This is a genomic window from Methylocaldum sp. (assembly GCF_035627495.1).
GTDB lineage: Bacteria > Pseudomonadota > Gammaproteobacteria > Methylococcales > Methylococcaceae > Methylocaldum.
Genome location: NZ_DASPLO010000178.1, coordinates 1 through 13353 on the forward strand (window position 1 = coordinate 1; position 13353 = coordinate 13353).

Consider the following 13353-nt stretch of genomic DNA (forward strand, 5'->3'; position numbering starts at 1 on the left):
CCGCAAGGCTGGGCAACGCACCGTCGAGGCGATTGGGGACGCCATCGGCGAACTGTTGAATCAGCTGACTCCGGCCGAATGCACGAACTACTTCCGGAACGCCGGTTATGCCGTATAGCCGACGTGAAAATGCTCTAGCCGCCGGCACGATCGGCCAGGTCCACCGGGCGACCCTGGCGAACGGCGACCGAGTGGTCATCAAGGTACAGCGGCCCACGGCTCGCGAGGAGATCGAGCAGGATCTCGCCTTGCTCGAGGTATTTGCAGAGAAGGTTCGGGAGCGGCCCGCCCTGCAAAAAGTCATCGACATGGAGGCCGTGTTCAAGCAGCTATCCATGTCCTTGCACCGCGAACTCGACTTCACCCAGGAAGCCTCGAACATCGAGCGGATGCGCGGCGTACTCCAAGGCTACGATCACCTCGACGTTCCCGGTTTGCACCGAGAGTTGTCCACCTCAAGGCTCCTGGTGATGGAAGAGATCCAGGGCATCCCCATCATGAAGGCGCCGGAGGGTCCGGCACGAACCCAGGCAGCCCGCCAGCTCCTGGAAAGCTATTACAAACAGATCATCGTGGATGGATTCTTCCACGCCGACCCGCACCCCGGCAATCTGATGTGGTGGAAGGACCGGGTCTACTTCCTCGACTTCGGGATGGTCGGGAACTTGGAAACCGAGCTGCGTGAGCATCTGATGCTCCTGCTGATGTCTTTCTGGCAGGAAGACACCGAATTCCTCACCGACGTCACCCTCATGTTGTCCGGCGCCGTCGACCGATCCGATCTGGACGTGAGCCACTACCAGGCCGAGATCGGCGAGCTCATGTCGAAATACCGGACGTCGGGGCTCGCCGAGATGCAGGTGGGACCCATATTGCAGGAAATGAGCGAGATCGCGCTACGCCACGGGGTGCCGCTGCCGGCATCACTCACACTCATCGGCAAAGCGCTCGCGCAGGTACAGCTCGCGACGGTGCAACTCGACCCCACGCTCGATCCTTTTGAGGTCGCCGGAAAGTTCCTGACGCGATCGCTGTTGCAAGGCATGAGGTCCAAACTCAACCCAAAGACGCTCCTTTACCAATCGCAGAAGCTCAAGGTGCGGGCCCTGCGGGCGATCGAGACGTTCGAACGACTGATCGGCGCCCGTCCCGGTCAGAAGCTCGTGGTGAACTTTCAGGCGAGTTCCCTCGAGGACACGGTTCGAAGGGCGGGACGGCGGCTGGCGCTTGGGCTGATCGCCGCGGCGAGCATGTTTGCCACCGGTTTCACGGCCGTATCGACGACGGTCGCAGACTGGGTGCCCACAACCTTCGGCACCCTCGCGGCGCTGCTCACCTTTGGATTGATCATCGACCTGGTGCGCCGGCACTGAGCGGGTATGGGCTCGCGCCGCGGCGTTCATCGGATTGATCAGGAGAATGGGGTTGGATTGGGCGTCCCTCCTGGGAAATGCCTCGTGCGTGACTGACCGTCGAAACCCGCCGCGGAGGGCTATAGTTTAGTCCGACCGCGTCTTATCGAACGCAGCATGGCTTTTTCGAGCAGGTAAGCCATGGCGACCATCGCCAAGCCTACTAGCCATCGCTCGATGCGCCGAAAAAGCGGCAGATTCGGTACGTTGTTCACAAAAGCTCCGTCCAAGATTCGCTTACTGCTCCAACCCCATCCTCCTCAACAGAGCAACAAACCGAGTGTCCATTCGCAAATCCGCATAGATCGGATCCACCTTCATCATTAGGGCCCAGACATCGCGGTCGTTGCACCCCTTCTCCAGCCAGGTCAGCGCTTGGTCACGGTCACCCAGCCCCAATAAAGGCAGCGCGACTCCAATCGCGCGCACATAGGGATATTGGTTGGAGTCCTGAAGATCCGCCAAAATTTTCATCGCCTCGGCCGGTTCACCAAATACGGCCCAGGCGTGACCCAGCATGCACCGCGTCCAGGCCGCACCGCTTGAGATTTCCTCCGCTTTGGTGAGCGCTGCGAGAGCCGGGTCCCGCTTGCCCGCGGCGACATAGACCCTGCCTAAGAACCATATTCCGAAAACGAATCGTCCATCCAGCTCAATGACTTTACGCAACTGTTGCTCGGCTTCGTCGAACTTTCCCGCGTGGTAATACATCCACCCGAAAAACGTGCGGGCGATGGGCGAAAAGGGCTCGAGTTCGACCGCCTGCCGGCAATGTTCAATAGCGGTGTCGTGATTCCCGGCACAGGAATAGAGCCATCCGAGCCAATAGCGGGCGGGAACAGTTCGGGCGTTCAACTCGATGGCACGACGGAATTCACGCTCGGCACCAGCCCAGTCGCAGTCTTGACAGAGTAGACAAAACCCCAATGACGTGTGCGCCTCGGCAAGCTGCGGGGCGTGTTGCAAAGCCCGCTTCGCGGCAGCGGCGGCTTTCGGAATCACCTCGCCGGGAGGCAGGTATCCGTACCAACTCAACAGACTGTAGGTGTCGGCAAGGCCGCTCAAGGCAAGTGCGTAATCGGGATCTTCGATCAAGGCCAGTTCGAAGTAATGCAGCGCTTTCTTGAGTCCGATTCCGCGCTGGTTCCAGAAGAAACGGCCCTTCAGATATAACTCGTAGGCTTCAGTGCTGGTCGTTTGCAACCTGACGAGAGGCTGATCGTCGCGACCGGCCAAGCGCAATTTCAACGCGGCCATGATCGCGCGGGTAATGTCATCTTGAATTGCAAAAATATCCTGCATCTCCCGGTCGAAGCTGTGCGACCAAAGGCGAAAACCGTCGGCGACATTGATAAGCTGGGCCGTGATGCGGAGCTTGTTGTCCGCCTTGCGGACGCTGCCTTCCAGCACCGTCTCCACGCCAAGCGCGTCTCCGATCTTGCGGATGTCTTCGCTACGGCCTTTGAACGCAAAGCAGGAGGTGCGTGCCACCACATGCAGTCCTTCGATTCCCGAGAGAGCGTTCAGCAAGTCCTCACTGATCCCGTCGCTCAGAAACTCGTTCTCACGGTCGGAGCTCATATTGACGAACGGCAGCACAGCAATGGATTTCTGTGGTTCGCGGCTGGATTGGCCTGCCGGAGACGACATCTTTCGCTTGTCAGCGACCGCCGATGTGGGTTTCGACCCGAGTAGGATCCGATACACGTCCATCGGCCGCTGGATATTTTTCAACTCGACCTTGCCGATGCGCACCAGGGTCTGCGGGATCTTGTTGTACACCTGATCGAACACTTGCTGTGTGATTGCAATTCCACCCGAATCGGCTAATGGCTCAACCCTCGCTGCGATGTTCACGCCATCGCCCACAATGTCATTCCCACGGAGCAGCACGTCGCCCAGGTGTATGCCGATGCGAACCTGAAACAATCTGTCAGCCGAAGCGTCCACGTTGCGTCGGGCCAGTGCCTCTTGGATTTCGACCGCGCAGTTCACCGCGGCTACAGCGCTGGCAAACTCAACCAGAAAGCCGTCGCCTATCGTTTTGATCTCATGTCCTTGATATTTTAAGAAATTCGGCCGCAATAAAGTCCGGTGTTCCTCGAGCAACTCCAGCGCCAAGGCCTCGTCGCGTTGTGTTAGGGCGCTAAAACCGACCATGTCGGTGAACATGATCGCGGCGAGCCTGCGTTGTTCTACCCTGTCTTCAGCCATTTCGATGCCACTTGAGAATTTGGTTTGGCCAACCCAAGTTCAGGATGGGCTTACAAGTCTTTGATTTTAAGGATGCTGAACGTGCCGCCACAAAAAAGCCATCCATGATTAAATCAATGACTTAAGGTATTTTATCCTGAGATTGAGTGGCCAATTCGTTAATTCGTCCCGGAGTTGGTCAAACGATAAACCTTAAGGCCCAAGTAGTTTTTATGACTCCATTCAAACCTTTTCGAATGGTCGACTATCTTCCGAAAAATAAACCGAACTCAAATTCCGGCGGCACTTCAACTAGACCGCGGTTGAGCGTCCTATTCGCATCCTACTCATCCTGGATGGCAGGTGCTAGCCCCGTTGCCGATTCGTTGCAGCTTCTCCCCTCCATGGTCGAGCCGATGCCTAAAATAACAGGCCGATATTCCTATAAACTGGAATTAACTGCCGTAGTAGGGTTTTCTATTGCCGTGCTATCAAAGCTTGATAACATCGCTCGGAGTTTTGTGGGGACGAAAATCCATTCCGTCAAGATACGCCATTGGCGAACCTTTCGAGAACTTTATCCGTGAGCAAGGCGAGAGCGGACGCTACAGCAGCGGCCCTACCATCCCGGCAGAAGAGGTTTTAGACGGCTTGACCGCCAAATATCGAGAGATGCTGAAACCCTGACGAGTTGCGTTTTCACCGTGACCGAAGCTTTTCTCATTGAGCTACTTTGACAGAATATTGGATCGTGCAACAACAGCCTATTGGCGTATCCCCTGCCGCCATTACAGCCTCCATCCATCGCCCATCGGGATCGTTGCTCGTTCGGATGCGCTCGCTGCGATCGAAACACAACCGAAACCCGCTCGATAAATCGAAACGATAGGCATCCTATGACTTCTGGGATAAAGACGGACTGGGCGCACCGCCTAGCCCGACGTATACGGCACATCTCGCGATGGCTCGGAATTCTGCTGGGCTTCGTTTTCACGGCCACCCTGGCCAGTGCGGCCGAACGCTGGGACATCGATGCACTGATGAGCGCCCTATCCCGCATCGACAGCGGCGAGAAACGCTATACCGAAATCAAGACCATGGCGCTTCTTAAAGAACCCATGCGCTTGAGCGGCACCCTGAGCTATCGCGCGCCGTCATTCCTCGAAAAACACGTGCTCTCCCCCTTCGAGGAGCGCTATACGGTGGATGGCGACTCCCTGACCATCGAGAACCCTGGCAAAGGCATCAAACAAACGCTTTCGCTGGCCTCGCAGCCGGCCATTTGGGCCTTCGTGGAAAGCATCAGGGCGCCGCTGGCCGGCGATCTCGCGACTTTGAACCGCTTCTATAAGGTCAACTTCGGTGGATCGGAGCGCAACTGGCTGCTGGCCTTGGTGCCCACCGAGCCGGACATGGCCAGGCTGGTTCGGTTTATCCGCATTCGCGGCAGCGGCGACCGCTTCGACCGCATCGAAATCGAGGAAACCGGCGGCGACGTCTCGGTCATGACCATCGAGCACCAGCCGTGAGGGGACGCCTGCCGGTCTTCGCCTGGCTGGTCCTCATGGCGATCGGCTTATGGATTGCGCTATTCCGAACCCCGATTTCCACCGACCTGACTCATTTTCTTCCGAAAAAGGCCGGAATGGCGGAGCAGATTCTGGTCGAGCAATTGCGTCAGGGCGTCGCTTCCCGCCTGCTGCTCATGGCGCTGGAGGGTGGTAACGAAACGGATCTGGCCGGGGTCAGCCGGCACTTGGCGGAACAGTTGCGGAAGAACGACTCGTTCGTGCGGGTCGACAACGGGACTCAAGGACTTTCCGCGGCCGACCGGGAGTTTCTGTTCCGGAATCGCTACCTCTTGAGTCCGAAGGTGAGCGAACAGCGATTCAGCGTCGCCGGACTCCGGCAAGCCTTCGAAGCGCGCTTGGCGGAACTGGCCTCTCCGGCCGGTTTGCTGGAAAAAGAATTCCTGCCCCGCGATCCGACCGGCGAATTCCTCGAAACCTTGCGGCCCTGGATGAAATCCGCAGGGCCCTCGCTCCGCCAGGGCGTCTGGTTCTCGCCGGACGGCAAGCGGGCGCTTCTTGTCGCGGAGACCAAGGCGCCCGCCTTCGATTTGGACGCTCAGGCCGAGGCGGTCACTTCGATTCGGGACAGCTTCGCCGCGGCCAGGGAAAACCGGCCGATCGAACTGCTCTTGAGCGGCCCCGGGGCCTTTTCCGTGGAAGCCAATGCCACGATCACCCAGGATGCCGTACGGCTGTCCCTGCTCAATACGCTGGCGATCACCCTGCTGCTGGCGGCGGTGTACCGATCGGTCCGGGTCATCCTGCTCGGCCTGGTGCCGCTGGCGACGGGCGCCTTGGCCGGGACCTGCGCGGTGAGTCTTTGGTCCGGCGGCATACACGGCATCACCCTGGGTTTCGGCGCGACCCTGCTCGGTGTCGCTGCCGATTATCCCAACCATTTGTTCACTCACGTTCGCCGCGGAGAGACTAGCCGGCAGACGGTAAGGCTGATCTGGCCGACGCTCCGGCTGGGCATCCTCACGAACGTGGCGGGCTTTGCCGCGACGCTGTTTTCGGGCTTCGAAGGCCTTTCCCAATTGGGCGTCTTCGCGGCGACGGGACTCATGGCCGCCGGCCTGACCTGCCGCTGGATTATGCCGACGCTCATGCCCGACCACATCGATTTACCTAACCGGATTATCAAAGGACTGCACGCCGATGAGTTTCTCACTCGACTCCACCGATTCCGTTTTGTTCCGCCCTTGCTCATTCTGGTTGCAATCGCGTCGATCGCTGGTTCCGGCGTACCGCTTTGGAACGACGATATCGAAGCCTTGAGCCCGGTGCCCGAATCGCGCAAAGCGCTGGATGAAGCCCTCCGCCGCGATCTGGGCGCACCGGATCTTCGGCAGTTGATCGTGGTCACGGGAGAGGATGCGGAGACCGTCTTACGCCGGAGCGAACATCTGAGAGGAATCTTGCAGCCGTTGGTCGACAACAAGACGATGGCCGGATTCGACATGGCGGCTTTTTACCTGCCCAGCCGGGAAACGCAAAGCCTCCGGCAGTCGGCCTTGCCCGAGACCGAGGCTCTGCGGCGAAATCTCGACGAGGCACTGCAGGGAACACCTTTCAAACCCAATGCCTTCGAACCCTTCGTGGCTGATTTGTCACAAGCGAAACGTGCGCCGCTGCTTGATGAAACGAGCTTTGCCGGGACCTCGTTCGGGCTCAAGATCGAGTCGCTCCTGTTCCGGCATGCCGATCGATGGGTTGCCCTGATTCCGCTCATCGGCGTGGCCGATGCCGCGCAGTTGCAAGCTGCGCTTGTGGCGGACAAGAACCTGATCTATCTGGATCTTCGCGAAGAATCGAGCCGGCTGCTCCGGGATTACCGGCGCGAAGCCACGCACTTGCTCGGCGCTAGCCTTGTGGCCATCGTAATCTTGCTCACCGCAGGACTTCGCTCGATGGGCGGCATGCTGCGGGTTTTGACACCCATGGCCGCCGCGGCCTTCGTTACTGCGGCCGTATTGATGCGGCTGCACGGCGGGCTGTCGCTTTATCACCTGGTTTCGTTGCTCCTGGTCATGGGGCTGGGCATGGACCAGGCATTGTTCTTCAATAAACCCAGCCGAACGCCGGAGGAACGCAACCGAACCTTCTTGTCGCTTCTGATTTGCAGCTTCAGCGCCGTAACCGCCTTCGGCATCCTGGCCACCTCGAACGTCAACATTCTCAACGCCATCGGCAGCACCGTGGCCATGGGCGCGGCTCTCGCGGTTCTTTTCGCGGCGATGCTGGCCAGACGGAATCCGTCTTCGGCATAATACTTGAACCTACTGCCGTCTCTAGGTTGAACTTTTCACATCCCCATCTCACGCTATTTTTCTCCACACCGACTTGATGCAGCCTTTGATTCTTTCCGCATTCACCCTGACCAGCAGTCTGGGAAGGGGGCTGACTGCGACTTTGGCGGCGCTTCGGGAACAGCGCAGCGGTCTTCGCTACTGCGATTTTCCGGGTGCCGAACTGGACACTTATATCGGCCGGGTCGAGGGAATCGAAAACGAGCCCATTATCGACGACTTGAGCGACTTTGATTGCCGCAATAATCGCCTGGCCCGGCTTGGCCTTGAGCAGGACGGCTTCATTCAAGCGGTGGAAAGCGCCCGCCGGCGGTACGGGCCGGACAGAGTCGCAGTGATCCTCGGCACCAGCACGTCCGGTATCTTGGAAACCGAATCCGCTTATCGCAGGCGCGATCCCGAAACTGGCGCATTACCGTCCGATTTCCGTTACCGGCACACCCAGAACACTTTTTCCGTAGGCGATTTCACCCGACGCTATCTCAAGCTGCATGGCCCGGCGTCCGTCGTCTCCACCGCCTGCTCGTCCAGCAGCAAGGTCTTCGCCAGCGCCGCGCGCCTGATTCAGACGGGGCTGTGCGATGCGGCGGTCGTCGGGGGCGTCGACAGTCTCTGCTTTACCACCTTGTACGGCTTCACCGCGCTCGAACTGGTGTCGTCCACCCCATGCCGTCCTGCCGATGCGGACCGAAACGGCATTTCCATCGGAGAAGCTGCGGGCTTCGCGCTATTGGAAAAGCCGGATCGCGGCACCGGCGATATCACACTGCTCGGCTATGGCGAAAGCACCGATGCCTACCATATGTCATCGCCCCATCCCGACGGCCTGGGCGCGGCGGAGGCCATGAACAAGGCGATGCAGCGGGCTGGACTCGAGCCGGGAGCTATCGATTACGTCAATCTGCACGGCACCGCCACCAAAGCCAACGATGCCGCCGAAGACAAGGCCGTGTCCGGAATCTTCGGTGCGACGACGCCCTGCAGTTCGATCAAAGGCTGGACCGGCCATACCCTGGGAGCGGCGGGGATCGTGAATGTCATCGTCAGTTGCCTGAGCATTCGCGAAAGCTTCGTGCCGTGCAGCCTAAACACCGGGCGGGTCGATCCGGACATCGCATCCTGGATCGCCATCGAGGAACTGCGACGGCCGGTCCGGACCGTCCTCAGCAATGCCTTCGGTTTTGGCGGAAATAACGCCAGCCTGGTTCTGGGAAAACACTCATGATTCGCGTATTCATCGACGGCATCGGGATCATCGGTCCCGGACTTCCCTCCTGGAACGAAAGCCACGAAATTTTGGCGGGACGGCAACCGTATGCGGGCGGCGAGTTGCCGCGGCTCAACGCCAACCGGCTCCCCGCGGCGGAGCGCCGGAGAAGCACCGCCGTCACCCGGCTCGCGATCGACGTGGCGGAACAGGCGCTCCCGCCGGATGTGAGCGCGGGGGATGTCGCGACGGTATTCACGTCCTCGGGCGGTGAAGTGGAAATCATTCACCGGATTTTCGAAGAGTTGGCGACCGCCGAGCGGCTGATCTCGCCGACCCAGTTCCACAACTCGGTCCATAACGCGGCTTCGGGATACTGGAGCATCGCGACCGGCTCACGGCAAGCGTCCACGAGCCTGTCCTGCTTCGACGACTCCTTCGCCATGGGACTCTTAGAGACTGCTAGCCAAGCATTCGTCGAGCACACGAGGGCTTTACTCGTCGCCTACGATTTTCCCCCGCTCCAACCGATTTTCCGGGCTCGTCCGTTGCTCGCACCGTTCGCTGTCTCCTTGTTGCTTGCCCCCGAGCAATCCGAACACAGTCTTGCCGAACTGACGATTGGCTTCGATCCTGCCGATATCGGCGATCCGGGCCGAATGGAGGATGCCGGGCTCGAGGCCTTGCGCGCCGGCAATCCCGCCGCTCGAAGCCTGCCGCTTTTGGCGGCTCTTGCCCGTTCGAAGCCCGCCAAACTGATTTTCGGCTGCGCGGTGAACGGCCAACTGCAGGCCAGACTGACGCCATGCCCTTAGATAAATCGGAACTGCGCGGGCTACTCCCCCATGCGGGAGCGATGTGCCTGCTCGATGCCGTATTCGAATGGGACGAGACCCGCATCGTCGCGTTGGCCACCAGCCACCGCCTATCGGACAACCCGCTACGGCGCGAAGAAGGTCTCGGCGCGGTGTGCGGAATCGAATATGCCGCCCAAGCCGTCGCAATACACGGCGGTTTGTTGGCCAGAGAACGAGGCAGCCTTGTAAAACCCGGTTACTTGGCGGCCATCCGGGATCTTGAGCTTGCCGTCGATTACCTGGACTCCGTCGAATCCGCTCTCGTGATCCGCGCCGAAATGCTGATCGGAAACGAAACCAGTCTACTCTACGCTTTTGCCGTGGAATCCAACGGCTCAACTCTTCTCGCGGGCAGGGTATCCGTCTTTTTGACCGCGTGAACCAACCCCAAAGGGCTGCACGGAGCATCGAAGTTTCTCGGAAGAGGCCGCATCGGGTAGCCCCACCCTCCTTGGGGGAGTACAATATTCAGCTTTTATAACGCGCGTCTACTTAGGCAGACGAAGCGATTCCTGCGGTAAGACAAGGCTATGAAACAGCTCTCGGAGATCATGGCGGTAATGCATAACGAATACAACACGGACGATTTGCGCATTTGTGAAGTCAAGGAGGTCATTCCGCCCGTACAGGTTCATGAAGAATTTCCCATCACCCAAGAAGCTGCGCTGACGACTTTGCAGGCGCGCCGGGAAATTCACCGTATTCTGGCCGGCCAGGACGACCGTCTGCTCGTCGTTATCGGTCCGTGCTCCATTCACAATCCCGAAGCCGCGCTGGAATACGCGAGACGCTTACTGGATGTTAAGCGGGAACTGATCAGCGAACTGGTGATCGTCATGCGGGTTTACTTCGAAAAGCCGCGCACTACGATAGGCTGGAAGGGGTTGATCAATGACCCGTGCCTCGACGAGAGCTTCAATATCAACAAGGGGCTTAGGCTAGCCCGTCAGCTGCTGCTCAATCTGAATCGGATAGGCATGCCGGCCGCCACCGAATATCTCGATCTCATCACGCCGCAATACGTGTCCGACCTCATCGCCTGGGGGGCAATCGGAGCGCGTACCACGGAAAGCCAGGTGCATCGCGAACTGGCCTCGGGCCTTTCCTGCCCCGTCGGCTTTAAAAACGCCACCGACGGCGGCATTAAAGTAGCCATCGATGCTATCGGCGCGGCTAGACGTCCGCATCATTTTCTGTCGTTGACCAAAGCAGGTCATTCGGCCATTTTTTCCACCACCGGCAACGAAGACAGCCACATCATCCTCCGCGGAGGAAAACAGCCGAACTATGATGCCGCAAGCGTAGAGGCCACGGCTCAGACTTTGGAGAAGGCAGGCCTGCCGCCCAATATCATGATCGACTTCAGTCACGCCAATTGCATGAAGGATTATCAGCGCCAAATGGCGGTGGGAATGGATGTGGCGGCGCAACTCGAGGCCGGCGATTACCGCATCTTCGGCGTTATGATCGAAAGTCATTTGAAAGCCGGCAATCAGAAGCTCGAGCCGCGCAAGCCATTGGAATACGGCCTCAGCATTACGGATCCTTGCCTCGGCTGGGAGGACAGCAAGTCTCTGCTTCAGCGCTTGGCGGAAGGCGTGGCGGGGCGGCGCCGGCATTGCCGCGAAAAAACAGCTGCGGACCTCGCCAGATCGAGTACGTAAACCATGCGTATTTTCGTCAACGGCGAACCGCGTACCATGGCCGATGGATCGACGCTAGCCGATCTTGTCGCTGAGTTGAATTTGGGCGGCAAACGCATTGCCGTAGAGTTGAACCGCGAAATCGTGCCCCACGGACACTATGAAGATTATCGACTCACTATGGACGATAAAATAGAAATCGTACATGCCATCGGCGGCGGACAAGCCGATCCTTTGGTCATCGCCGGCCGCAGTTATCGTTCGAGGCTCCTGATCGGAACCGGGAAATACAAGGATTTGGACGAAACCCGTCGTTGCGTGGAAGCATCCGGGGCCGAGATCGTCACTATCGCCATACGCCGCAGCAACATTGGGCAAGACCCGAGCCAACCCAACCTGCTCGATGCGGTTCCGCCGGATCGTTACACCCTGCTTCCCAACACCGCCGGGTGTTATACCGTGGAAGACGCGGTGCGCACCTGCCGGCTCGCCCGAGAACTGCTGAACGGCCACAACCTGGTCAAGCTGGAAGTACTGGGCGACCCTAAGACGCTGTATCCGGATGTCACCGGCACTTTGGCAGCCGCGGAAATTTTGGTGAAGGAAGGATTCGAGGTCATGGTCTACACCAGCGATGATCCGATCGTAGCCAAACGGCTCGAGGAACTCGGCTGCGTCGCCGTCATGCCGCTCGCCGCGCCTATCGGCTCCGGACTCGGCATACGCAATCCCTACAATATTCTGACCATTGTCGAAAACGCTAAGGTCCCCATTCTGGTGGACGCCGGCGTGGGCACTGCATCCGACGCCGCTGTCGCCATGGAACTCGGCTGTCACGGCGTGCTGATGAATACCGCCATCGCCGAAGCGAAAAACCCCTTGCTGATGGCCCAAGCCATGAAGAAAGCCGTGGAAGCCGGGCGCGAGGCTTTTCTGGCCGGACGCATGCCTCGCCGGCGCTTCGCCTCGGCGTCTTCACCCGAATTCGGGCTGTTCTTTTGATTCGCTAGCGGGCGGTATTCCTGCCATTGTTGCCGGAAGAAAAATACTGTATCGCCGGCAAGACGACAGGCAGCAACCTAAGCTCGGAAGGCTTTTCCGTTTGTCTTCCCGCCTGGATTGCGGGAAGAATTTCTGACTAATTTTGTGTAGAATCGAGGACTCTTGATTTTTACCTTTCAGCCTCATTTCAGAGGATGAGCGAGGCCGTTGCAGCCGCTGGGATCTTCCATGGCTTGCGGCCGACACAATCTAAATCTGACACACTTAAAGGAGACGTTTGATGAGCGTATTAGTCGGTAAACCAGCTCCCGATTTTCAAGCGGCCGCTGTTTTAGGCGATGGCAAAATCGTTGACAGCTACTGGTTCTCGAAAGAAACCAAAGGCAAATACGTCGCCGTTGTTTTTTACCCGCTGGATTTCACCTTCGTCTGCCCGACCGAATTGATTGCGCTTGACCGTCGTGTTGATGAACTCAAGAAGCGTGGCGTTGAAGTAATCGCGGTTTCCATCGACTCCCAATTCACCCACAACGCCTGGCGCAACACGCCGGTGGAAAAGGGCGGCATCGGTCCGGTGAGATACACCATGGTGGCCGACGTCAGCCATGCCATCGCGAAAGCTTATGACGTGGAAGTGGCAGGCGCGGCCGTGGCCTATCGCGGTACTTTCCTGATCGACCGGAGCGGCATCATCCGTCACCAGGTTGTCAACGACCTGCCGCTGGGCCGCAACATGGACGAACTCGTACGCATGGTTGACGCGCTCCAGTTCTGCGAAGAGCACGGCGAAGTTTGCCCGGCCGGTTGGAACAAAGGCCAAACCGGCATGTCGGCCAACCCCGAAGGCGTAGCCGCTTATCTGAGCAAGAACGCCGACAAGCTATAAGCCAATATAAGACTCAAAAGTCTTATTCAACGCCCCGCAGGCGCATGCCCGCGGGGCGTTTTTATTTCCGGTTACTGGGCTTTAACCGCCTTGAGCAAGAAGAAATGCCGAACCAGTACGGCGCACACAAGGCCTAGTGCTTCATCAAGGTTGAATTGAAGGGTAAAGATGCTTGAGCTTTATGCGCGCATTGTCGGTGGTGAAACGCCAATCGATTTTGGCGCGGACGGTATTCCGGCGGGTTTCCCAGGCAGCGACTTCGCGCGTCAGGTG

At 58.8% G+C, this 13353-nt stretch carries 11 protein-coding genes and 1 pseudogene; 9 read left to right on the forward strand and 3 right to left on the reverse strand.

Annotation, left to right across the window (positions count from 1 at the left end; all coding sequences use genetic code 11):
• Window positions 1-107: 107 nt before the first annotated feature.
• Window positions 108-1373: an ABC1 kinase family protein gene (locus tag VEB01_RS16625; protein WP_324877362.1), complete on the forward strand. Its 1266-nt coding sequence runs from the start codon at window positions 108-110 to the stop codon at window positions 1371-1373.
• 119 nt (window positions 1374-1492) lie between these two features.
• Here VEB01_RS16625 and VEB01_RS16630 read toward each other — a convergent pair whose 3' ends face one another.
• Window positions 1493-1627 (reverse strand): hypothetical protein, encoded by a 135-nt coding sequence (locus VEB01_RS16630; protein WP_324877364.1) that lies wholly within the window; start codon window positions 1625-1627, stop codon window positions 1493-1495.
• Between the two features lie 22 nt (window positions 1628-1649).
• Window positions 1650-3626 carry an adenylate/guanylate cyclase domain-containing protein gene (locus tag VEB01_RS16635; protein ID WP_324877366.1) on the reverse strand — a complete coding sequence of 659 codons (1977 nt, stop codon included), beginning with the start codon at window positions 3624-3626 and terminating at the stop codon, window positions 1650-1652.
• Window positions 3627-4501: 875 nt separating this feature from the next.
• Between VEB01_RS16635 and VEB01_RS16640 the strand changes: the two genes are divergently transcribed.
• The 8 genes from VEB01_RS16640 (at window position 4502) to VEB01_RS16675 (ending at window position 13080) form a co-directional block, all read left to right on the forward strand.
• Window positions 4502-5134: a LolA-related protein gene (locus tag VEB01_RS16640; RefSeq protein WP_324877368.1), complete on the forward strand. Its 633-nt coding sequence runs from the start codon at window positions 4502-4504 to the stop codon at window positions 5132-5134.
• The gene (locus VEB01_RS16645; protein ID WP_324877370.1) at window positions 5131-7446 is read left to right on the forward strand and encodes an MMPL family transporter; all 2316 of its coding nucleotides are present in this window, start codon (window positions 5131-5133) and stop codon (window positions 7444-7446) included. The genes VEB01_RS16640 and VEB01_RS16645 overlap by 4 nt, the downstream gene beginning before the upstream one ends.
• Window positions 7447-7522: 76 nt before the next feature.
• Window positions 7523-8710, forward strand: a complete 1188-nt coding sequence (locus VEB01_RS16650; RefSeq protein ID WP_324877372.1) for a beta-ketoacyl-[acyl-carrier-protein] synthase family protein — start codon at window positions 7523-7525, stop codon at window positions 8708-8710.
• On the forward strand, window positions 8707-9507 hold the full coding sequence (locus tag VEB01_RS16655; protein ID WP_324877374.1) for a beta-ketoacyl synthase chain length factor: 801 nt from the start codon (window positions 8707-8709) through the stop codon (window positions 9505-9507). The genes VEB01_RS16650 and VEB01_RS16655 overlap by 4 nt, the downstream gene beginning before the upstream one ends.
• Window positions 9498-9929: a hotdog family protein gene (locus VEB01_RS16660; protein WP_324877376.1), complete on the forward strand. Its 432-nt coding sequence runs from the start codon at window positions 9498-9500 to the stop codon at window positions 9927-9929. Before VEB01_RS16655 ends, VEB01_RS16660 begins: the two co-directional genes overlap by 10 nt.
• 180 nt (window positions 9930-10109) lie before the next feature.
• Complete coding sequence (gene aroG / locus VEB01_RS16665) at window positions 10110-11213, forward strand: 3-deoxy-7-phosphoheptulonate synthase AroG (protein ID WP_324877381.1); 1104 nt, start codon at window positions 10110-10112, stop codon at window positions 11211-11213.
• 3 nt (window positions 11214-11216) lie between these two features.
• The gene (gene thiS, locus VEB01_RS16670) at window positions 11217-12194 is read left to right on the forward strand and encodes a sulfur carrier protein ThiS (protein ID WP_324877377.1); all 978 of its coding nucleotides are present in this window, start codon (window positions 11217-11219) and stop codon (window positions 12192-12194) included.
• Window positions 12195-12474: 280 nt separating this feature from the next.
• Window positions 12475-13080: a peroxiredoxin gene (locus VEB01_RS16675; protein WP_324877379.1), complete on the forward strand. Its 606-nt coding sequence runs from the start codon at window positions 12475-12477 to the stop codon at window positions 13078-13080.
• A 144-nt stretch (window positions 13081-13224) separates the two neighbouring features.
• Here the strand turns inward: VEB01_RS16675 and VEB01_RS16680 are convergent.
• Window positions 13225-13353 (reverse strand): annotated as a pseudogene (locus VEB01_RS16680) (IS630-like element ISCARN102 family transposase); the annotation flags it as partial.

Excerpts from the sequence above, each read along its gene's own strand:
- VEB01_RS16625 (WP_324877362.1), top strand. The coding sequence starts at position 108 with ATGCCGTATAGCCGACGTGAAAATGCTCTAGCCGCCGGCACGATCGGC.
- VEB01_RS16635 (WP_324877366.1), bottom strand. The coding sequence starts at position 3,626 with ATGGCTGAAGACAGGGTAGAACAACGCAGGCTCGCCGCGATCATGTTC.
- VEB01_RS16640 (WP_324877368.1), top strand. The coding sequence starts at position 4,502 with ATGACTTCTGGGATAAAGACGGACTGGGCGCACCGCCTAGCCCGACGT.
- VEB01_RS16650 (WP_324877372.1), top strand. The coding sequence starts at position 7,523 with ATGCAGCCTTTGATTCTTTCCGCATTCACCCTGACCAGCAGTCTGGGA.
- VEB01_RS16655 (WP_324877374.1), top strand. The coding sequence starts at position 8,707 with ATGATTCGCGTATTCATCGACGGCATCGGGATCATCGGTCCCGGACTT.
- VEB01_RS16660 (WP_324877376.1), top strand. The coding sequence starts at position 9,498 with ATGCCCTTAGATAAATCGGAACTGCGCGGGCTACTCCCCCATGCGGGA.
- aroG (WP_324877381.1), top strand. The coding sequence starts at position 10,110 with ATGCATAACGAATACAACACGGACGATTTGCGCATTTGTGAAGTCAAG.
- thiS (WP_324877377.1), top strand. The coding sequence starts at position 11,217 with ATGCGTATTTTCGTCAACGGCGAACCGCGTACCATGGCCGATGGATCG.
- VEB01_RS16675 (WP_324877379.1), top strand. The coding sequence starts at position 12,475 with ATGAGCGTATTAGTCGGTAAACCAGCTCCCGATTTTCAAGCGGCCGCT.